This window comes from Streptomyces sp. NPDC029139, assembly GCF_055564335.1.
The window spans coordinates 136,450-153,942 of sequence record NZ_JBVHWN010000006.1; the positions used below are offsets into that span (position 1 = coordinate 136,450).

General features: G+C 73.3%; 19 protein-coding genes. 6 read left to right on the top strand and 13 right to left on the bottom strand.

Going from position 1 to position 17,493, the window contains the following annotated elements; translation table 11 throughout:
- Positions 1-16: 16 nt before the first annotated feature.
- The 7 genes from ACZ4VW_RS16400 to ACZ4VW_RS16430 form a co-directional block, all read right to left on the bottom strand.
- Entirely contained in the window at positions 17-577 is a 561-nt protein-coding gene (locus tag ACZ4VW_RS16400; protein ID WP_467962762.1) for a hypothetical protein, read from the bottom strand.
- A 99-nt stretch (positions 578-676) separates the two neighbouring features.
- Positions 677-2,785: a xanthine dehydrogenase family protein molybdopterin-binding subunit gene (locus ACZ4VW_RS16405; protein ID WP_467962764.1), complete on the bottom strand. Its 2,109-nt coding sequence runs from the start codon at positions 2,783-2,785 to the stop codon at positions 677-679.
- The gene (locus ACZ4VW_RS16410) at positions 2,782-3,789 is read right to left on the bottom strand and encodes an FAD binding domain-containing protein (protein ID WP_467962766.1); all 1,008 of its coding nucleotides are present in this window, start codon (positions 3,787-3,789) and stop codon (positions 2,782-2,784) included. The genes ACZ4VW_RS16405 and ACZ4VW_RS16410 overlap by 4 nt, the downstream gene beginning before the upstream one ends.
- A complete protein-coding gene (locus ACZ4VW_RS16415; protein WP_467962768.1) occupies positions 3,786-4,355 on the bottom strand; it encodes a 2Fe-2S iron-sulfur cluster-binding protein in 570 nt (189 codons plus the stop codon). The genes ACZ4VW_RS16410 and ACZ4VW_RS16415 overlap by 4 nt, the downstream gene beginning before the upstream one ends.
- A gap of 155 nt (positions 4,356-4,510) precedes the next feature.
- Positions 4,511-5,176, bottom strand: coding sequence for a UdgX family uracil-DNA binding protein (locus ACZ4VW_RS16420; protein ID WP_467962770.1), 666 nt, complete (start codon positions 5,174-5,176; stop codon positions 4,511-4,513).
- A 50-nt stretch (positions 5,177-5,226) separates the two neighbouring features.
- Positions 5,227-6,003, bottom strand: a complete 777-nt coding sequence (locus tag ACZ4VW_RS16425) for a metallophosphoesterase family protein (RefSeq protein ID WP_467962772.1) — start codon at positions 6,001-6,003, stop codon at positions 5,227-5,229.
- Entirely contained in the window at positions 6,000-6,266 is a 267-nt protein-coding gene (locus ACZ4VW_RS16430; RefSeq protein ID WP_467962774.1) for a BON domain-containing protein, read from the bottom strand. The genes ACZ4VW_RS16425 and ACZ4VW_RS16430 overlap by 4 nt, the downstream gene beginning before the upstream one ends.
- Positions 6,267-6,568: 302 nt before the next feature.
- On the opposite strand from ACZ4VW_RS16430, the gene ACZ4VW_RS16435 reads away from it, so the two are divergent.
- The 3 genes from ACZ4VW_RS16435 to ACZ4VW_RS16445 all read left to right on the top strand — a co-directional run bounded on the left by ACZ4VW_RS16435 (position 6,569) and on the right by ACZ4VW_RS16445 (position 8,423).
- On the top strand, positions 6,569-7,255 hold the full coding sequence (locus tag ACZ4VW_RS16435; RefSeq protein WP_467962776.1) for a DUF4142 domain-containing protein: 687 nt from the start codon (positions 6,569-6,571) through the stop codon (positions 7,253-7,255).
- 5 nt (positions 7,256-7,260) lie between these two features.
- Entirely contained in the window at positions 7,261-7,875 is a 615-nt protein-coding gene (locus tag ACZ4VW_RS16440) for a class F sortase (RefSeq protein WP_467962778.1), read from the top strand.
- A gap of 83 nt (positions 7,876-7,958) precedes the next feature.
- A complete protein-coding gene (locus tag ACZ4VW_RS16445; protein ID WP_467962780.1) occupies positions 7,959-8,423 on the top strand; it encodes a hypothetical protein in 465 nt (154 codons plus the stop codon).
- Positions 8,424-8,536: 113 nt separating this feature from the next.
- On the opposite strand, the gene ACZ4VW_RS16450 is transcribed toward ACZ4VW_RS16445, so the two are convergent.
- Entirely contained in the window at positions 8,537-8,926 is a 390-nt protein-coding gene (locus ACZ4VW_RS16450) for a DUF2267 domain-containing protein (protein WP_467962782.1), read from the bottom strand.
- Positions 8,927-9,306: 380 nt separating this feature from the next.
- On the opposite strand from ACZ4VW_RS16450, the gene ACZ4VW_RS16455 reads away from it, so the two are divergent.
- Together ACZ4VW_RS16455 and ACZ4VW_RS16460 are read left to right on the top strand one after the other, a co-directional pair.
- Positions 9,307-9,987: a type III effector protein gene (locus ACZ4VW_RS16455; RefSeq protein ID WP_467963181.1), complete on the top strand. Its 681-nt coding sequence runs from the start codon at positions 9,307-9,309 to the stop codon at positions 9,985-9,987.
- A 131-nt stretch (positions 9,988-10,118) separates the two neighbouring features.
- Complete coding sequence (locus ACZ4VW_RS16460; protein WP_467963183.1) at positions 10,119-10,928, top strand: VOC family protein; 810 nt, start codon at positions 10,119-10,121, stop codon at positions 10,926-10,928.
- Between the two features lie 93 nt (positions 10,929-11,021).
- Here the strand turns inward: ACZ4VW_RS16460 and ACZ4VW_RS16465 are convergent, their stop codons facing one another.
- From ACZ4VW_RS16465 to ACZ4VW_RS16480, 4 genes are all read right to left on the bottom strand, one after another.
- Positions 11,022-11,336 carry a hypothetical protein gene (locus tag ACZ4VW_RS16465; RefSeq protein ID WP_467962784.1) on the bottom strand — a complete coding sequence of 105 codons (315 nt, stop codon included), beginning with the start codon at positions 11,334-11,336 and terminating at the stop codon, positions 11,022-11,024.
- Positions 11,337-11,445: 109 nt separating this feature from the next.
- The gene (locus ACZ4VW_RS16470; protein WP_467962786.1) at positions 11,446-12,240 is read right to left on the bottom strand and encodes an SDR family NAD(P)-dependent oxidoreductase; all 795 of its coding nucleotides are present in this window, start codon (positions 12,238-12,240) and stop codon (positions 11,446-11,448) included.
- Positions 12,241-12,371: 131 nt separating this feature from the next.
- On the bottom strand, positions 12,372-13,103 hold the full coding sequence (locus ACZ4VW_RS16475) for a hypothetical protein (protein ID WP_467962788.1): 732 nt from the start codon (positions 13,101-13,103) through the stop codon (positions 12,372-12,374).
- 301 nt (positions 13,104-13,404) lie between these two features.
- Positions 13,405-14,208 (bottom strand): endonuclease I family protein, encoded by an 804-nt coding sequence (locus ACZ4VW_RS16480; protein ID WP_467962790.1) that lies wholly within the window; start codon positions 14,206-14,208, stop codon positions 13,405-13,407.
- Positions 14,209-14,942: 734 nt separating this feature from the next.
- On the opposite strand from ACZ4VW_RS16480, the gene ACZ4VW_RS16485 reads away from it, so the two are divergent.
- Complete coding sequence (locus tag ACZ4VW_RS16485) at positions 14,943-16,136, top strand: hypothetical protein (RefSeq protein WP_467962792.1); 1,194 nt, start codon at positions 14,943-14,945, stop codon at positions 16,134-16,136.
- A 144-nt stretch (positions 16,137-16,280) separates the two neighbouring features.
- On the opposite strand, the gene ACZ4VW_RS16490 is transcribed toward ACZ4VW_RS16485, so the two are convergent.
- The gene (locus ACZ4VW_RS16490; RefSeq protein WP_467962794.1) at positions 16,281-17,489 is read right to left on the bottom strand and encodes a vWA domain-containing protein; all 1,209 of its coding nucleotides are present in this window, start codon (positions 17,487-17,489) and stop codon (positions 16,281-16,283) included.
- Positions 17,490-17,493: the final 4 nt, after the last annotated feature.

The following is a 17,493-nucleotide window of genomic DNA, read 5'->3' on the forward strand; positions in this document are numbered from 1 at the left end:
GGCCTCCGCATCCGGGTCAGGCCCGTGCCGGGCCCGACTGGTTGCCGTTGGAGAGCAGTTCGTCGAAGAGGACGCGGTAGTGCACCATCGCCCCGCGCAACTGCTCGGTGGTGGCCCGCCGCGACGTGCTGAGCTCGTTGACCTCGTGGGCCGCCCGGTAGTGCTCCAGCGTGCGTCCGTGCTCCACGGAGAGGTCCCGCATCTGCTGCTCGTACCCTTCCGTCGGGTAGCCCCGCTCCCGCATGAGCGCCGTCACCAGCCGGTCGGCGTCGTGGACCGCGTCCTCCGGCCGGTCCACGAACTCCTCCTGCACACCGCTCCACTCCTGGGCGTAGCGCTCCCTCGTCCCGCTCGCAAGCGGCTGGATGTCGAGGGAGTCGTGACGCTTCTCGCGGCTCTCGAGGTCGCGCTCGGCGGCCCGCCTGCCACCCGCGTCGTCGACCATGCGGTCGTACTCCGGGCCGAAACGGTCGCGCAGCCGGCTCCGGCGGCGCCTGTCCATGACCACGGCCACCGCGATCAGGGCGATCACCACCGCGATGGGAATGATGATGGCCAGAAGAGTTCCTGTCGACATCGCGCCGGACCCCCTTCTCCGTTCGTCGTCGTCCCTGCGCGGGGCGGGTGCCCAACGGGGTCCTCCTGAAACGAGCACCCCGGAGCACTCCGTCCGCGCTCAGGACGGCGGGGGCGGCAGGTGCGGCAGGATCCGGTCGGGTGTCAGGGGAAGGTCCCGCAGCCGTACCCCCACCGCGTGGTGGACGGCGTTGGCCACGGCCGCCGCCGTGCCCACGATGCCGATCTCCCCGATGCCCTTGCTGCCCATCGGATTGAGATGGGGGTCCTCCTCCTCCAGCCAGTGGGCCTCGACGGCCGGCACGTCGGCGCAGACGGGAACGTGGTAGGACGCCAGGTCGCGCTCCGTGTGGTCGCCGAAGGCGAGATCCATCGAGCTGCCCTCCGTGAGCGCCATGCCGAGCCCCATGGTCATCCCGCCGATGAACTGGGACCGCGCCGTACGCGCATTGAGGATGCGACCCGCCGCGTAGACCCCGAGCAGCCGGGTCACCCGTACCTCACCGGTCACGGTGTCCACCGCGACCTCCGCGAAATGCGCGCCGAACGCGTGGCGTGCGTACAGCGACTCCTGCGCCACCTCCTCCTCGGTGTCGGCGAACGCCGACACCCCCTCGGACGGCAGGGGACCGGAGTGGGCGCGCAACTTCCCGGCCAGGGCGGTGCAGGCCTTGTGCACGGACCAGCCCCAGGACGCCGTCCCCGAGGAACCGCCCGCCAGCGGAGCGTCGGGCAACGAGCTGCTGCCGATGTCGATACGCACCGCGTCCAGAGGGGCGCCGAGCGCGTCGGCCGCGATCTGCGCGAGCACGGTCCGCGCCCCGGTGCCGATGTCGGTGGCGTTGAGCCGTACGGCATAGCGTCCGTCCGGCCCGGCGTGTGCCTCGGCCGTGGAGGGACTGACGAGGACGGGATAGGTGGCCGCCGCCACACCCGTGCCGAGCGACCGGGTCCCGTCCCGGCGGACACCCGGCCGGGGGTCCCGCCCCTCCCAGTCGAAGCGCCGCGCTCCTTCGCGCAGACACGCGGCCAGGTTCCTGCTGCTGAAGGGCTTTCCGCTGTCGGGTTCCCGGTCGGGTTCGTTGCGCAGCCGCAGCTCCACCGGGTCGATCCCCGTCGCGACGGCGAGTTCGTCCATGGCCGACTCGAGGGCGTACATGCCGGACGCCTCCCCCGGGGCGCGCATCCACGAAGGGGACGGCACGTCGAGCGCCACCACCCGGTGGCTCGTGCGGCTGTGGGGAGAGGTGTACATGGTGCGGGCGGGGACGGCGGCCTGCTCCACGAACTCCGTGACCGTCGAGGTCCGGGTGACGACCTCGTGCGCGAGCGCCCGGATGACACCGTCGGTCCCCGCCCCGATCCGGACCCGCTGCAGGGTGGGGGCGCGGTGCCCCACGACCGCGGCGAGCTCACGTCGGGGGAGTGCCAGCTTGACCGGCCGCCCGGTGTGCCGGGCGGCCATCGCCGCGAGGACGACGTGCGGCCGGGGGGTGCCCTTGGAGCCGAAGCCGCCGCCGACGTACTCGGAGACGACGGTGACGTCAGCCCGCGACAGCCGGAACAGCTGGGCCAGCGTGTCCCGTACGGTCGTCGACCCCTGACTCGAGTCGTGCGCGGTCAGCCGGTCCTCCCCGTCCCACCACACGGTGGCGGCGTGCGGTTCCATGGGGTGGTTGTGCAGGGCGGTCATGGTGTAGGTCGCGTCGACGCGTACGGCGGAGGCGTCGAAGGCCGCGTCGAAGTCGCCGCGCTCCCGCACCGCCGGCTGTCCGCCGTTGACCTCCTCCGGGACGCGGAGGCGGGGGTGATCGCCGCTCAGCCGTACGTCGTGCTCCTCGGGCGCGTACGAGATCCGCAGGGCGTCCGCCCCCGCGCGGGCGTTCTCCGGGGTGTCGGCGACCACGACGGCCACGTACCAGCCGCGGTGCGGGACGCGGTCGTCCTGGAGCAGCGACAGCGTCGGGTCGTCGGCCTCGCCGAGGCGGGGCGCGTTCTCATGACTGACCACCGCGAGGACACCGGGCATCCGCAGCACCTCGTCGGCGTGGACGGCGGTGACCCGGCCGCACGCGACGGTGGCGGGCACGGGACAGGCGTGGGCGCAGCCGGGAGGGGTGTGCTCGGCGGCGTAGCGGGCCGCGCCTGTCACCTTCTCCCGGGCGTCGCGACGGACGGCGGCGGCCGGGTGCACCGAAACGGACGTCATGACGGGGTCGGTCCTCCTTCGGAGGGCGAGGAGAGATCGGTCAGCACGCTGACGGCGAGGTTCCGGGCGAGCGGGACCTTGAAGGCGTTGTCGCGCAGCGGCTCGGCCGCGGCGAGTTCCGCCTCGACCGCCCGCGCGTACGTCTCCGGGCGGGCCGGCGCGCCGGTCAGCAGCTCCTCTGCGACGCGGGCACGCCAGGGCTTGTGCGCGAGGCCCCCGAAAGCCAGTGCCGCGTGCCGGACGACACCGTCCTCGACGCGGAGGACCGCCGCGACGGAGGCGAGGGCGAAGGCGTACGAGGCGCGGTCACGCGCCTTGCGGTAGCCGCTGCGGCTGCCGGCCGGAGCCGGCGGAAGGGTGACGCCGGTGACGAGTTCACCCGGCCGGATCACGGTGTCCTGCTCGGGGCGGTCGCCAGGGAGCCGGTGGAAGTCCGTGACGGGCACCGTCCGCGGGCCCGCCGGCCCGAGCAGGTGCACCCTCGCGTCGAACGCCGCGAGCGCGACGGCCATGTCGGAGGGGTGCGTGGCGACGCAGTGGGGCGAGTGGCCGAGCACCGCGAGATCGCGATGGGCGCCCTCGCGCGCCGGGCAGCCCGTGCCGGGCGCCCGTTTGTTGCAGGGCTTGGAGGTGTCCTGGAAGTACGGGCAGCGGGTGCGCTGGAGCAGATTGCCACCGGTGGTCGCCGTGTTGCGCAGCTGGGCGGAGGCACCGGCGAGCAGGGCCTGCGAGAGGGCGGTCCACTGGGTGCGGACGCCCGGATGCGCGGCCAGGTCGCTGTTGCGCACCGTGGCCCCGACGAGGAGGCCGCCCTCGGGGGTCTCGTCGATGGCGTCCAGCGGGAGCCGTCGGATGTCGACGAGGGCGTCGGGCGCGGTGACGCCGAGCTTCATCAGATCGATCAGGTTGGTGCCGCCGGCGAGGAAGTGCGCGCCGGGGCGGGCGGCGAGGGCTTCGAGGGCGTCCTCGGCCCGTTCGGCACGGAGGTAGGCGAAGGGCTTCACGGTGCCACCTCCGCGATCGCGTCCACGATGTTGGGGTAGGCGCCGCACCGGCAGATGTTCCCGCTCATTCGCTCCCGGATCTCCGACGCAGTGAGGGGAACCGGACCGCCGTGCCCCGCTCCGTCGCCGCCGGCCTCCCCGGCGGGCGGCGGCGGGGTCACGTGCGAGGGGTGCCCGTGGGCCGCTTCGTCGAGCATGCCCACGGCCGAACAGATCTGCCCCGGGGTGCAGTACCCGCACTGCAGGGCGTCGCGGGCGACGAACGCCTCCTGGAGCGGGTGCAGCCGGTCACCGTCGGCCAGGCCCTCCACCGTGGTGACCGCCTCGCCCTCGCAGGCGACGGCGAGCAGCAGGCAGCTGTTGACGCGTCGTCCGCCGACGAGGACGGTGCACGCACCGCACTGCCCGTGGTCGCAGCCCTTCTTCGTTCCGGTGAGACCGAGCTGTTCGCGCAGGGCGTCCAGGACGGTCGTGCGGTTGTCGACGGTCAGGCTGTGGGTCGTCCCGTTGACCTGAAGGGAGACGACGGAGGCGAACTCCTCGCCCGTGGGCGCGGTCCCGTCCACGAAGTGCGCTCCTTTACGTACGGCGTGCGGCGTGCGGCGTATGGGTGGGCGTGTGCGCTGCGGTGATCACTGATGAGGTGCTCCCTTCCCGGAATGCTCCTCCGGGAACATCCGCCGTCCGCCGAATGGCGGGCCCCGGCCCTCACGGGCCCGCGTCATCGAGCGGCGGCCCGCGCCGCGACGCGGAGATCGGCGACCAGACCGGCGTACGCGGCCTCGCGGTCGTCCGAGCGCAGCACCGCCGAAGGGTGCACGGTGGCGACGACCTGGGTGCCGTCGGCGTCGGGAAGGGCACGCGGCACTCCGCGGTCCGCGCCCACGCGGAAGGACGGGCCGAGCAGCGAACGGCCCGCCGTCGCGCCCAGCACCACGACCACGGCGGGGTCGACGAGCCGCAGCTCGGCCTCGAGCCAGGGGCGGCAGGCGAGCGTCTCGCGGAGACTCGGCGCCTTGTGGATCCGGCGCTTGCCGGGGGCCTTGACGGTGAACTTGAAGTGCTTCACCGCGTTGGTGAGGTAGGTGTCCTCCTCGTCGATCTCCGCCTCCCGGAGCGCCTTGGACAACAGGCGCCCGGCGGGCCCGACGAACGGCTCGCCCTCACGGTCCTCCTGATCACCCGGCTGCTCCCCGACGAGCAGGATGCGGGCGTGCGCGTTGCCCCTGCCGAAGACGGTCGCCGACGCGTCCCGGTGCAGCGGACACCCCTGGCAGTCCGCGGCGGCGCGCCGATGGGCCGGCAGCCCGCCTCGCGTGGGCAGGAAGGGTGTGGCGTCGTACGGCTCCGTGACGGCGGAACCGGCCTTGCTGGGGGTGGTGGTCATCACGAACCCTCCTCCCGGGACGATGCGCGAGGCCCCGCACCCCGCGCGGTTCACACGGCGGGGGCAGGCTGTTCCTGCGCCGTCGGATGCAGGACGTAGAGCGCGAAGGCACGGCCGAGGACCGGCTGGGCCACGTTACGGACGCGGACGCCTCCGCCGGTCATGCCGTGCTCCGTGCCGAGGTGTGCGTGACCGTGGACGGCGAGGTCGGCGCCCTCGTCGTCGATGGCCTCCGCGAGCAGGTAGCTTCCGAGGAAGGGATAGAGCTCCAGCGGCTCTCCCGCCAGCGTGTCCGGCACCGGAGCGAAGTGCGTGAGCGCGACGCGTACGGCGCACTCCTCCGCCCGCAGCTCCGCAAGAGCCTTGCGCAGTCGCTGCGCGCTGTGCCGGGCGGTGCGTACGAAGGCCTTCATCTCCGGTTCCCCGAACTCACCCGCGCTGCGGCCCGCGAACCCGCCGCAGAACCCCTTGGCGCCGGCGATGCCGACGCTGATCCCCGACACGGTGAGCCGTACGGCGTCGCCCTCGAGTACCGAGACACCGGCCTCGGTCAGCGTGCGGGTCACCGCCTCCTCCTCGCCCGAGTGGTAGTCGTGGTTGCCCAGGACCGCCACCACCGGGATGCCGACACCCTCCACCTCGCTCGCCACCACCTCCGCCTCGGCCACGGTGCCGTGCCGGGTCAGGTCTCCGGCGAGCAGAAGGACGTCGGCGGACTCGTGCAGGGTCGCGAAGGCCGGTCGCAGGGTGCCCCGCGAGTCGGGGCCCAGATGGATGTCACCGACGGCCGCCACCCGGACAGCGGGGGTCGAGGGGAGAGAGGTCACGACAGCTCCTCGTACTGATCGGGGGCGTCCGCGCAGGCGACGACCACGTCCTCGTGCACGGTGAGGCCGACGAGCTCGCTCCGCGCGAGCCGGAGGATCTCGTCCCGGCGATCCGCCGTGGCCACCGTGCCGGTCAGCGTCACCGCTCCGCCGTGCAGCTCCACCCGCACGCCCAGTTCGGCCGTTTCACCGCGTGCGAGGTGCTCTCGGAAATGGGCGATCCGGTACTCCTCCGAACCGGCGCCCGGGACACCGTGGACCATCGGGGGCTCCTTCCTCGGGCTCTCGCCGCGGTCGTTCCGCCCCCGGCCGCACGCCGGGGTCGGCGAGTCCTGCGACTACCCGCTGGCCCGCCGGGCATGCCCCGTTCACTCAGCGTGATCGCCGGGCGCGCGTGCACCGGCTTCCGGCCCACCGAACAGCCCTTCGCGTCACCCTTTGTAGTGAATCCGGGACTCCCGCGACAGCTACGGCGTGTCGGCGCGACACACATCCCTGGGGTGCCCTTAGGTGCCCGTCCGTTGCGCCGCCGGTCTCACCGCCGGGGGCGGAAGAAAGGATTCCCATGCGGATCGCACTCCTGACGACGACTGCCCTCATAGCCACCGCCGCCGCCACCGGTCTCGGCGCGTCCCCCGCGCTCGCCGCGGACCTCAGCAGCCAGGACCGCTCGTTCATGAAGGCGGCACACCAGGGCAACCTCGCCGAGATCGCCGCGGGACACGACGCGCAGAAGAACGCGACCACCGCCTGCGTGAAGGCCGTCGGCAGCTCGCTGGTCCGTGACCACGGAAAGCTGGACGCCGACGTGAAGGCGCTGGCGCGCAAGCTCGGCGTCTCGCTGCCCGCCTCTCCCACGCCGGCGGACCGGCACAAGCTGGCGGCGCTGCGGGCGAAGGCCGGAACACCCACGTACGACGCGGCCTGGCTCGCCGAGCAGGACGCCGCGCACGAGAAGACCCTCGTCCTGATCGACCAGGAGATCGCGGCCGGTCACCACGCCGAGGTCGTCGCCGCGGCGAAGTCCGCCCGTCCCGTCGTCGCCATGCATCTCGACATGGTCCGCGGAGGTACCTGCCACGCCGCCAAGGCTCCCCGGACGGTGAGCGCCGGTACCGGCGGGCAGCTGGCGGCCCGGGCCGACGACCGGGCCGCGCTGGGCGTCGCGGCTCTGGCGTGCGGCGGTCTCCTTGCGGCGGGAGCCGGGTTCCTGATCGCGCGCGGCCACCGTCGCCGCTCCACCGAGAGCTGACCGACGTGCGAAGCCGCCACCTGGCCGGCCCGGTCACGGCCGTCGCGTTGGGTGGCGTGCTGATGGCGGCGGGCTGGACGCTGCTCGACCGCGCCCCCACCCGCGCGGACGAGGGAACCCTGCCCGCCGCCCCGTCTCCGGACCTCTCGGCCGGCCCTTCGGCGCCGCCCGTGTCCGTCACCGTCGGCGGACCGCGGCGGCTCCACGCGACCGTCCGGGCCGTCATGGCCGCTCGGGACGGCGACCTGGCCCTGCCCCGGGACGGCGACGTCGCCGGCTGGTGGGCCATGGGCGCCCCTCCGGGCGCAGCCCGCGGCACCGTACTGATCGCCGGGCACGTGGACACGGACGAGGGGCTGGGCGCGTTCGCGGAGCTCCACCGCCTCGACATCGGGGCGCGGGTCGAGGTGCGGGGCGCCGACGGCCGCGTCCACCGGTATCGCGTCACGGCTCGCCGCACGTACGACCGCACAGAGCTTCCCCGCGATCTCTTCTCGACCGAGGGCGCGCCCCGCCTCGCCCTTGTCACCTGCGCCGGTGACTACGACCGGAGCACAGGTCGCTACGACGAGAACCTCGTTCTGTACGCGGCGCCCACCGACGGCCGGCCGCCCCGGTAGGCCGGCCGCGACGCGCGTTTGGCGCCGCGGCGAGAGGAAACTCGCGGCGGGAGAAACGCACCGACCCGACCGAGGTGGCCGCCATGACCAGGACCAGGACGCACCACTCCGCTCGACGTCGCCCGTGGACGTGGGCCGCCCTGCCGGCCATGGCGGCGGTCGCCGCACTGACGGTGACCGGCTGCGGCGACGAGGAGGAGCCGCAGGACACGGGCGCCGCCGCGGCCTCCACGGTGTGCGAGAGGGTCACCGACCTCAAGGAGCACACGGCGGAGATGTCCGGGCTCACCTCCGCGAGCACGGTCACCGAGATCGAGGACGTGCGAGAGGACATGAAGGACGACCTGCAGGACGTCCGTGAGGCCGCCGATGACGCGGGGGGCATGGACACCAGCCGCGTGCAGCAGGCCTTCGACCGGCTCGACACGACCATCACGAACCTGGACGACGACACCATGAAGGGTGAGACGGCCCTCGACCAGGTCCGGCCGCCTCTCGCCACCCTGAACAAGGCCATCGCCGACTTCGAGCGCACGGCCTCCTGCTGAAGCGCACGGCCTCCTGCTGACCCGTCGGCGCACGGCACCCTGCCGACGCGTCCGACGCGTCGCCGCCCGGCCGGCCGGGCGGCGCTCGGGTCACCGCCCGCCCGGCCGCGCTGTCACAGTGACGTCGGCCGACCGAAGAGCACGTCGTATCCGGGGGGAAGCTGCATCAGGACGTGCCGCATGAGCTCTTCGCCGGCGGCGTCCGCCGTCGCGCTGAGCACGGCGCCGACGTCCCACTTCGCGGTCTCCTCCGTGGCTCCCTCGATCCACGCGGCCGTGGCGCGTACGAACCGTTCGGCTGACAGCGGCTCAGCCGCGTGCAGCGGGTTGAGCAGGATCAACGCGTACGTCTCGGGCAGCCGGGCGGCTAGTTCGGCCCGCTCGCCGCCGACCAGATGGGCGCCGAGGAGGGCCAGGACGACACGGGCGGCACGATCGGCCTCCTGGGTGCTGTCGTACCTCCCGCGTTCCCGCACTTCCTTGAGGAACACTTCGGTGAGCATCGCTGCTGTCCCCTCGTGAGAGGCGGAGGGTGGAGTGCGGAGGACGAGGGCCCGGGAAGGGGAGGGGCCGTGCCCCGTCCTCCGCCGTGGAGCCGGACCGTGCCGGCCTTGTCTCAGCAGCCCGGCCGTGACCGGATGCCGGGTCGGAGAAGCCGCGGGGTGAGCCGGTCGAGTTGGCGGGACGGATCGGCGCGCATCGAGATCACGTACACCTCCAGCCGGCTCGGGCGACAGTGCCCATGCGCTCTCCCTGATTCCGTTGTAACATGTCATCCATGTGATGACAAGGAGGAAGTCGTCGAAGGGATGACAGATCGGGGAGGATGTCCGTGACCGCGAACGAGCAGAGCCGTGAGAGCCGTCGGCGGGACGCCGGGAACATCCAGGGCGAGCCGGGCGGCGGAAACGGCGACCCGCGTACGGCCCCGGAATCCGTCCTCGCCGCCACCGAGGCGCTCGACGCCATCAGCGCCGCTCTCCACGCCGCGCGCACCGCGGACCCGGAGGACGGGGAGGCCCCGTCGGGCGCGGCGGGACCGGAGCTGGCCCTGGCCTCGCTGCTCCTGCTGCGCGAGGTGCGGGACGAACTCGGCGCGTGGGAGTCCGGACTCATCGAGGCCGCCCGCCAGGCCGGGGCCAGCTGGGCCGATCTCGCCCACCCCCTGGGTGTCGCCAGTCGCCAGGCCGCCGAGCGCCGCTATCTCAGGCTCCGCCCCGGGGCCGACGGAAGCACCGCCGAGGAACGCGTCAAGGCCACCCGCGACCGGCGCGCCGCCGATCGCGCGGTCGTGAGCTGGGCCCGTGTCCACGCGGCCGACCTGCGCCGGCTCGCCGGGCAGATCACCGCTCTGACGGATCTTCCCGAGGCGGCCCGCACGACCCTCACCGAGCTCGACCGCGCCCTCGCCGGGAACGACGCCGCCGCGCTCGTCGCCCCCCTGGAGGGAGCCCGTGACCATGTGCGGGCCGCCCGCCCGGACCTGGCGGAGAGTGTCGACCGCCTCGTCCGCCGAGCGGCACAGCTGCGCCGGGACAGCACCGACCAGCGGGGCACGACCTGAGGCCCGAGTGGTCGCCTTCGCCGGCCGGCGACCCGTCCGCGTAGAGCGCGGGGCGAGGGGCATACGCGCAGGCGGGCACCTCGGCGAGAGGCCCCGAGGTCCGGAGGCGCGTACGGAGGGAGAGTCCCGTGGTGCTGGTGGCAGCGGAAGTGATCGGAGCTCCCTGTTGGCTGAGCCTGGCGGCGCGCGATCGCCAGGCGGCGGAGCACTTCTACGGAACGGTGCTGGGGTGGACGTTCCGGCAGGGCCGCTTCGGCCGGGCCTTCTCGGTGGCGGAGGTCGACGGGGCCCCCGTCGCCGGAATCGGCGCCGTGGCGGGTGAGTTCGCCGTACCGGTGGCGTGGACGCCGTACTTCGCCGTCGACGACGCCGACTCGGCGGTCGCGCGGGTCCGCGAACGGGGAGGCACGGTCGGCGTGGGCCCCGTCTCCTATCCGCCCGGAGGGCGGGCGGCGCTGGTGGCCGACCGGGAGGGCGCCACCTTCGGCGTCTGGGACGGCGGAGTCCTCGTCGAATGGAGCGTCGGTGGACAGCGGTCACCGGCGTGGCTGGAACTCCACACGGGCGACGCCTTCGACGCGGCGCTCTTCTACGGCGAGGTGCTGGGTTGGGGCCAGGGCGCCGCGGACGGTTGCTGCGACATCTCGTACGAGGAGGACCAGGTCGTCCTCCGGCGGCGCGGCCAACCCGTCGCCAGGCTGAACAGCGGACCCGTGGAGGAGGCCGCGCCGAAACCGCAGCTGCGCCCCCGCTGGCTGGTCCACTTCAAGGTCCCGGACCTGCACCGGGCGGTCTCGCTCGCGCTGGAGAACGGCGGCACCACCGTCACCGGCGGCCCGGAACGGAACGGCGACCACCGGGTGACGATCCGCGACCCCGACGGCGGCCTCTTCACGCTCGACCGGTCGGACCCCCGCGACCACACGCCCCCAGGGGCGTGATGCCCCCGCTCCCGAGGCCGCTCCCGGGAAACCGTTCCGGCGGGGTCAGTGGAAACCGTTCCGGCGGGGTCAGTGGAAACCGTTCCGGCGGGGTCAGTCGGAGTCGCGCGCGATGTCCAGGGCGAGCGCCTGCAGGATCTCGTCGGTGGGCATCTCCGGTGCGGTCCTGTCGTAGGCTCCGGCGACCGTCTCGAAAGCGAGCACGAAGCCGTTGATGAGGGCGCTCAGGGGTGCGGAGAGCTGGTTGAGCATGGCCAGACCCACTTCCGCCGGATCCTCGGTGTCGGGGATGAGGAAGCGCGTGGGGATGACTTCGCCGAGCAGGTCGGAGACGTATTCGGTCCCGACGCCGCCGCGCAGGGCCGTGAGAGCCGCGATGGCCTTGAGCTGGATCTCGTTCTCGGTCATGGGGCGAGCCTAGGAGGCCGCGCCCCGCCGCGCCGCCGCCCACACGCCAGGGGCCGTCTCCGAAGCGTCTCGTCGGGGACGGTCGCCTCGGTGTGCCTTCGCCCGTCCGTCACCGCTGCGACGACCCCGGCTCGGCCATGCGCCGGTGGAGCTGCGCCTTCACACCGTCCGGGAGGACGCGATCGGCCAGCCCTTGCAGCCGGGTCTTCACCGACCCCGCGACGACCTTGTCCTTGCCCGCCATCAGCGCCTCGAACGCCTGCGCCGCGACCTGCGCCGGATCGTCCTTCGGGTCGGTCCCGACCTTGGTGTCGAGCATGTCGGCACGCGCGAAGAACGGGGTCTGCGTGGGCCCGGGCATCAGGGCGGTCACGGTGACCCCCGTGTCCTTCAGCTCGTTCCCCAGAGCTTGCGCGAAGGACTGCAGGAACGACTTCGACGCGTTGTAGACGGCCTGGAAGGGGCCCGGCATCGCGGCGGCGATGGACGAGGTGACGAGAACCCTGCCGTAGCCGTCCTCGACCATGGCGGGCAGGAGGCGTTTGGCGAGGTGGACGGTCGAGACGATGTTGAGATGGATGACGCGCATGTCGTCGTCTAGGTCGGTGCCGAGGAACGCGCCGCCCTGCCCGACGCCGGCGTTGAGCACGGCGGCGGCGACCGGGCGCCGGGTCGCCGTGATCTGCCGCCAGACCTCCTCGACGCCCTCGGCGGTGGTGAGGTCGGCCTGTACGGGGCGCACCTCCGTGCCCTGCTCGCGCAGCGTCACCGCGGCGGAGGCGAGCCCGGCGTCCTCGGCGGTGATCAGCAGGTCGTAGCCATGCCGGGCGAACTGCCTGGCCAGCTCGAGACCGATGCCGCTGGAGGCACCCGTGACGACGGCCAGCGGTTTCGTTTCGTTCATGACGGGCGGCTACCCGGAGGCGTGGACCGTACGCGGCTCCTCGTACGACACCCGGCGTGTCCGCCCCGCAAGGACGCGGAGGGAACCGCGTACCGGACGACGTCCTGCTTCGCGGCGCGCCCCGGGGGCGGTCAGGGCACCGCCGCCCAGGCCGTCGTCAGCCCGTCCAGCCAGGCGGGCGGCAGCTCGGCGGCGTCCCACTCCTGCCGTAGCTCCGACGGCCTCGTGGCGAGTCGCTCCAGTACGGCGACGCTGGTGGGGGAGTGCAGGAGGGAGTAGCGGCCGTGGATCGCGATCGTGCTGCCCGGCCCGTACTCCGCGTACAGCCGCTCCAGGTGGAGGCGGTGGACGGAGGCGAAGTCCGTCAGCTGTCCCGCGTACCCGGCCCGTTCCCTGGCGGTCATCGTGCCGAGCACGGCGATGAGGACCTGCTCGGAGACCTCGGGATCGAGGTCGGAGGGAGCCGTGAACGAGAGGTAGAGGGACATCACCGCCACCTTCGCCCGCTCCACCTCCATCCTCCCGACAGGTGTGGGGGCGTCCGGGGAGGCGGCCGACGGACCGGAGCTGACGGCGTTCCGTAGAGTGCGCTCGGCGATCTCGCCGAGTTCGTCGGTGACGGCCCGGGTCCCGTCGAGCCAGCCGGCCTCGTAGAGCCGGCCCTTCTCTCCAGGGGCGCTCTTCGTCATCTCGACGATCTCCCTGAGCGCGACGCCGAGGGCCCCGGCCTCGACGAGTCCGATCAGCTCCTCCGCGTCACCGGAGAAGATCCCCGCCCTGCCGAGGAGTTGGACCAGCGTGACCTTCGTGTTGAGGACGCTGACCGTGTCCAGCTGCTGCCGGCCTGCATCGGCGGAGTTCATGGGTCCTCCTTGTCGCTCGGGCGCCGAGGCCAGCCTACGTTCCCCGTGCTCCGGCTCGGACCCGCCGCGTCAGTCACCCGCCTCCGCGCGGCCGCCACCGTCGTTCCGCCATGCCCAGTCGCTCCCGCCACCGGTCCACCGTCGCCCTGACCTGCTCCTCGACAGGGGTCGGTCACGCCGGGCCCGAAATCCACCCGGCAACCCCGAAGCGGGCCGGGGGAGTCGGGCGCTCGGAGAGATCCAGGCCCGGTGACTGCCGGCCGTGCCCCCGCCGACGACGGGGGCACGGCCGGAAGCGGTGCTACCAGATCGCCTCGACCCACTCCGGGTGGTCGATGAACGGGTTCCGGTTGCCCTGGTAGGTGCCGTGGATGAGGTTGTTGCGGCGCTCCTCGAAGGCACTCGGCGGGTCCAGCTCGTTCCACTGCTTCAGGACCGAGAGGCGGCCGTGGAAGGGGACACTGCCGTTGGTGACCGAGTCGTTGGGCTCCAGGTCGGCCCAGGCGTCGTCGCCCTCGTAGCGCACGGCCATGTAGAGGATCATGCGGGCGACGTCACCCTTGTCCGCGTCGCGCGGCTCGAAGGAGTTGGAATCCGTGTAGCTGCCGGGCGCGCCGCTGACCGTGCTGCCGCCGTGGTCGAAGTCCTTGTTGCCGCGGATGCTGTTGACCTGGACGTCGGCGGGGCGCAGGTGGTGCAGGTCGGTGCCCGGGCCCGCCGAGGTGCCGAAGCTGCCGTGGGACTGCGCCCAGACGTGCTCCCGGTTCCAGTCACCCACGTCGCCGCCGCTGAGGGCCTTGCTCCGTGACGTGCCGCTGTAGAGAAGGATGACGTTGGCGCTGTTGTTCGGGTCCTGATCGGTGACCTTCAGGGCGTTCCACACCGCGTCGTACGAGATCTTCGTCTGGCTGCTGATGATCGTGTGCAGGGAGGACTTGAGGCTGGTGCCGGTCTTGCCGACCGCGTTCTTGTAGTACGTGGTGTCGTACGCGTTCGTGGTGGCGCTCGCGGGAGTGGCGGCGACCGTCGGGAGGGTGAGGCCGACGAGGACGGCGGACAGCGCTGTCGCCAGCACCTTCCATCTGCCTATCTGCACAGCGAACATGGGGGGTCCCTTTCCGGGAGGCGGCATGCGGGGGGAGTGGCGCTCTGCTCAACGACGTTGGGGTCTACGCGTGTTGATGTCGTGCAGGCAGGAGAGTGGCATGGGGAAGGGGGGTGCCGTGTAACCAGAAGAAGGCATTTCTGTGACGTTCTCGCATACGGTGCGACGGCCCGGGTGCCTCCGGCCCCGGCCGGCCTCGCGAGACGGTCCGAGGCGGGGCCCGGTGGTGGTGCGCACGTCCCGCCCCGGCGTTGCGAGTCCCGCTGGCTGCTCCGGCCGTACGGGTCCCAGGGGCCGCGCCGGCCGCCGAGCCGCGTCGGGTGCGTGGGCTCCGGGCGCGGGGTCCGCACCGGGCCGTACGGGCGGGACCCGGCGGGCGGCCCGGGGCCCTTCCCTCCGTCGGCCCAGTAGGGGCGTTCCCGGATGGCGCAGTGTCACGAACCGCGCACTACTTGTACGTGAGTGCGCGTCTTCTGGTGCTCACGAGACAGCCACGGTGGACGCCTACCGGATGTTCCACGAACGGAGCCCGCGACATGACCCCCGACCCCTTTCACATCAATCCGGCCGAAGACGACAGGGAACCGCACGCCGGGTCCGCCCCCGCGTCGTCCCCCCAGTTCGCCGTCCCCCCGCACCCGGCTCCTCGTACGCCCCCGGCCCCTGTCGCACCGCCCATGCCCACCTCGGCACCGACGGCACCGACGGCACCGCCTGTAGTGCACAGTGCCCCGGTGGTGGCGGCGGCCCCGAGCGGCCCGGACCACGCCGACGAGGCGACACGGTCGGGCCCGCCGGAGCAGGAGCGGAAGCCGGAGCCGACACCGGTGCAGGCGCCGGAGCAGGCGCCGGAGCAGGCGCCGGAGCAGGCACCGGAGCGAGTGCCGGAGGAGACGCCGGAGCAGCAGCGACAGCCGGAGCCCCGGCCGGAGCCTGAGCGGGCGCCGGAGCAGGCTCCGGAGCAGCAGCGCAAGCCGGAGCCCCAACAGGAGCGGGCGGAGGCCCCGGTGGCCGCGTCCGAAGCGCAGGACAAGGCCGAGACGGGGGACGAGGCCATACACACCCTTCTGCGCACGGCGGCGACCGAGCGCCCGGTGGACGAGGTCGCTTCGCTGGTCGCCCGCCTCCAGCAGACCGGCGAGCTGTCCAGCCCCGCGGACGTGGCGCTGCGCGCGGCCGCCGTCTCCCGGCCCCTGGACGAGGTGCGACAGTTGGTCGCGCTGCTCAACGCCTCGGGCTACGACCTCCACCAGGCCGAGACCACGCTGCGTGCCGCGGCCGTGGGGCGGCCGATCGAGGACGTGGTGGCGCTCGTCAACATCCTCGGAACCGACGGCAGCGACTGGAACCCCTCCGCCGCCGGCGCCAAGGAGCGGACTGCCGGGGCCGTCCCGGGCGACGGCGTGAAGCCCGGCCGGGACGCCGTCCCGGTCGTCGCCGCCGAGCCGAAGCGGTCGCGAGGATCCGCGAAGTGGACGGGATCGGCCCTGGACGGGGCCCTGGCCGCCGGCCCCGGCAGCCACACCGCCTCCTCGGCGCTGCGGTCGGCGCTCCGCTGGCCCGCGGCGGTCGCCATGCTCGCCTGCGGCCTGGTCCATGTGCCGACGGACCTCGCGGACATGCGCGCGGGGAGCAGCGCGGAGATGCTGTCCGTGGTGGTCACCGTGCTGTGCCTGCTGTGCGGCGTATGGCTCGCGGTCCGGGACACCATGATCATCTGGGCCGCCGCTGTGGGGCTCGCCATCGGTGTCATCGTGATCCACGCGCTGGAGAGCGTCGGCACGGTCGATCTGATCAGCAGCAGCCTCGCCTTCACCTATACCTGGGCGAAGGCGACAGCCCTGCTGAGCGCCGTGTCGGTGGTCCTGCTGGCCGCATCGAGCCTGGTGCGCTACGCGAGGACGGCAGGCGCGACGGACAGTGCCTGACGGGTCGTGAGAGTGCGGTCGGGTGGAGTGACCCACCACCACCGGAGGAACGGGACCGAGCCGCGCCGGGGATGTGGTCGCCGCACCGGGTGCTGAACAGCATCCGGTGCGGCGTTCGCTCGTGTGTCCCCCGAGCGGGCGGCGTCAGCGCGGTGGGGTGATCCGTACGGTCTCGGCCCACGCGGGCGGTTGAGGGGCGTCCTGGCCGATGAGGGCGACGACGAGGCGGCAGGAGACGGGCTCCGGGGGCCAGGGGGTGCATCCGTCGGTGAGCACGACGACGATGTTCGGCGGTTCCGGCGCGGCGAGCGCCGCCCGGATGCCGACCGTCATGTCCGTCCCGCCGCCGCCCGCCAGTTCGACCTGGTCGACAGCGGTCACCCTGGCGACGGCGTGGACGTCGGCGTCACAGGCCAGGACGGTGACCCGGTTGCCGCCGACCCCCACCTCGCGCAGCACGCCCGACACCTCGGCGAGCGCGGCGGCGAGGTCGTCCTCGCCCATCGACCCGGAGGTGTCGACGACGATCGCCACGCGCGGCAGCGGTCGGCGAAGGCTGGGCAGTACCACCCGGCCGCCGAGGGCCGGCGTACGGCGCGACGGGCGCCGGTACGTGTAGTCGACCGCACCGCCCGCCCAGGCGGCGGCCTCACGGACGGCACCCGTCAGCGCCTTGCGCCAGTCGACGGTCGGCTCCAGGACCTCCTCCGCCCAGCGCCGCCAGCCCGCCGGGAGCGATCCCCGGGACCGCTGGTGGGCCCGCATGGCCTGCGCGGTCTGACGGCGCAGGGCCTCGGCCTCCACGGGATCCAGCCGGGCCACCCCCGCGCCGTTCTCGCCCAGGTCCCAGGGCGCCGGGACACCGTGCGCGCCGGATCCGCAGTCCACGTGGTGGTGGGGCGTCGCGGGGATGCCAGGCAGATACTCCTCGAAGAGTCCGCCCGCGGCCAGACCGAACAGCTTCGGCTCCATCCGCCCTTCGGGCAGGCGCAGTCCGTCGGAGACGAGGTCGTCGTTGATCTCGCAGTCCTGGGCGATGTTGACCCGCCGCCGGTCGCGCTGGTCGGCCGCGGGCAGCCGGTCGGCCCGCCCGTGGTGGTCGCGCAACAGGTGCGACGCCTCGTGGATCCACACCCCCGCCAGCTCCTCGATGTCCGTGGCCTCGACGAAGGCCGGGGCGACGTAGCAGCGCCAGTAGCGGTCGACGGCCATGGTGGGCACCTGCCCCGAGGCGACGACCGTCAGGGCGTACAGGGCGGAGGCGAGGTACGGGCGTGCCTCGGCCGCCTTGTAGCGCGCGGCCAGCAGCTTCGCGCGGTCCAGCCCGTCGGCCGGCCCCCCGGTGGCGGTCACGGGC

Excerpts from the sequence above, each read along its gene's own strand:
- ACZ4VW_RS16435 (WP_467962776.1), top strand. The coding sequence starts at position 6,569 with ATGCGGATCGCACTCCTGACGACGACTGCCCTCATAGCCACCGCCGCC.
- ACZ4VW_RS16405 (WP_467962764.1), bottom strand. The coding sequence starts at position 2,785 with ATGACGTCCGTTTCGGTGCACCCGGCCGCCGCCGTCCGTCGCGACGCC.
- ACZ4VW_RS16445 (WP_467962780.1), top strand. The coding sequence starts at position 7,959 with ATGACCAGGACCAGGACGCACCACTCCGCTCGACGTCGCCCGTGGACG.
- ACZ4VW_RS16470 (WP_467962786.1), bottom strand. The coding sequence starts at position 12,240 with ATGAACGAAACGAAACCGCTGGCCGTCGTCACGGGTGCCTCCAGCGGC.
- ACZ4VW_RS16480 (WP_467962790.1), bottom strand. The coding sequence starts at position 14,208 with ATGTTCGCTGTGCAGATAGGCAGATGGAAGGTGCTGGCGACAGCGCTG.
- ACZ4VW_RS16475 (WP_467962788.1), bottom strand. The coding sequence starts at position 13,103 with ATGAACTCCGCCGATGCAGGCCGGCAGCAGCTGGACACGGTCAGCGTC.
- ACZ4VW_RS16430 (WP_467962774.1), bottom strand. The coding sequence starts at position 6,266 with ATGGTCCACGGTGTCCCGGGCGCCGGTTCGGAGGAGTACCGGATCGCC.
- ACZ4VW_RS16450 (WP_467962782.1), bottom strand. The coding sequence starts at position 8,926 with ATGCTCACCGAAGTGTTCCTCAAGGAAGTGCGGGAACGCGGGAGGTAC.
- ACZ4VW_RS16420 (WP_467962770.1), bottom strand. The coding sequence starts at position 5,176 with ATGACCACCACCCCCAGCAAGGCCGGTTCCGCCGTCACGGAGCCGTAC.
- ACZ4VW_RS16465 (WP_467962784.1), bottom strand. The coding sequence starts at position 11,336 with ATGACCGAGAACGAGATCCAGCTCAAGGCCATCGCGGCTCTCACGGCC.
- ACZ4VW_RS16400 (WP_467962762.1), bottom strand. The coding sequence starts at position 577 with ATGTCGACAGGAACTCTTCTGGCCATCATCATTCCCATCGCGGTGGTG.